Here is a 1,660-nt window from a genome sequence, read left to right on the forward strand (position 1 = left end):
TCTCTACACCCATGGCGACGCGCACGAGATGCTTGTCGTCCTGCGCGGGGTCCTGGAGGTTTCGCTCGGCGACGCGCGCCACGTGCTCGAGGAAGGCGACAGCATCGAATACGCGACCTCGACGCCGCATCGCAGCGAGAACATCGGCAGCGGCCGCGCCGAGGTGATGTGGATCATCGCGCCACCGACCTCGGCGCGCGCCGAGCTCGACCAATACACGGCCTGGAAACCGCTCGCGGCCAGGTAGTTCCGATCAAACGCGGGTAGCAATGGGAGAATGACAATCATGCTGAAGTCGACACGTTTGGCATTTGGCGCGGCGATGGTGCTCGGCTTTCTGGGCACGGCTGCGATGGCGCAGGAGAACCCTGTCGCCGGCGCGGTCAAGGAAGGTTCGCTGAAGGGCAAGACCCTGACGTTCGTCTCCTTCGGCGGCATCTACCAGGACGGCCAGGTGGCCGCGCTTAAGGAGTTCGTCGAAAAGTCCGGCGTCACCTTGCTCAATGACGGCCCGACCGAGATCGCCAAGCTGCAGGCGCAGGTGGAGTCCGGCAACGTGACCTGGGACGTGGTCGATACCGCCGACTTCCCGCCTTACGTCTATTGCGGCAAGCTGTTCCAGAAGCTCGACCTCTCCAAGCTCGACGTCTCGCACATTCCAGAGGGCCAGGTCAGCGAGTGCTCGGTGCCGGCGATGAACTATGGCGTCGTGCTGATGTACAACACCGAGAAGTACAAGGATAACCCGCCCAAGAGCTGGGCCGACTTCTTCGACACGGCAAAGTTCCCGGGCGTGCGCGGCATCGACGGCTCCGGCGACTTCACCGGGGGCCTCTTGGAGCAGGCCCTCAAGGTCGGCGGCGGCGATCCGAAGGCGATGACGGCAGCCGATATCGACAAGGCCATCGACGTGGTGCGTAAGCTCGGCCCCGACACCATCTACTGGAAGACGGGCGCCGAATCGCAGCAGCTCGCCGAATCCGGCGAGGCCGACATGCTGATGATGTGGACCGGCCGCGCCATGACCGCGGTCAAGAACGGCGCCAAATACGCGCCGGCTTGGCAGGACTGGCTGGTGGTGATGGACCAGATGACCATTCCCGTCGGCGTCAAGGACACGGATGCCGCCTATGCGCTGCTCAATGCCTATCTCGGCAAGCAGTCGCAGGAGGTGCTGACGCAGACGACCTCCTATACGCCGATCAACAATGAGGCGCAGCCGAAGGTCGACGCCTCCGTCGCCGCCTTCCTGACCAACACGCCCGATCGCCAGAGCCAGGGCTACAAGCAGAACATCAAGTTCTGGGTCGAGAACTTCCAGGCGGCGCAGGAGAAGTGGTCGGCGATGATGGCCGGCAACTAAGGGGCGAACGGAGACAAAGGTCGTGAGCGCGTCCGATTCCACGATCCAGCCCGCCGCCCTAGGGTGGCCGGGACGGGCGTGGAGGCCGTACGCGCTCGCGCTGCCGGCGCTCATCCTGCTCATCGCGGTGATCGGCTATCCGCTGCTCACCATCGTGCTGCGCAGCCTATCGGAGCCGGAATGGGGCGTGCAGAACTATGCCTGGTTCTTCGGCGCGCCCGTCAATCTCACGGTTCTGCGGCGGACTTTCACCATCTCGGCCTGGGTGACGCTGGTGTGCGTGGTCTCGGCCTATCC

At 64.3% G+C, this 1,660-nt stretch carries 2 protein-coding genes and 1 pseudogene; all 3 read left to right on the forward strand.

Annotation, left to right across the window (positions count from 1 at the left end; genetic code table 11):
• On the forward strand, positions 1 to 247 hold a 247-nt coding region (locus tag EOA33_RS34885; RefSeq protein ID WP_145989491.1), incomplete at its 5' end, for a cupin domain-containing protein.
• Between the two features lie 39 nt (positions 248 to 286).
• Positions 287 to 1,363 carry a PotD/PotF family extracellular solute-binding protein gene (locus EOA33_RS34890; protein WP_127407664.1) on the forward strand — a complete coding sequence of 359 codons (1,077 nt, stop codon included), beginning with the start codon at positions 287 to 289 and terminating at the stop codon, positions 1,361 to 1,363.
• Positions 1,364 to 1,385: 22 nt separating this feature from the next.
• Positions 1,386 to 1,660: pseudogene (locus tag EOA33_RS34895) on the forward strand (ABC transporter permease); the annotation flags it as partial.

The organism is Mesorhizobium sp. M4A.F.Ca.ET.050.02.1.1, assembly GCF_003997725.1.
Taxonomy (GTDB): Bacteria; Pseudomonadota; Alphaproteobacteria; order Rhizobiales; family Rhizobiaceae; genus Mesorhizobium.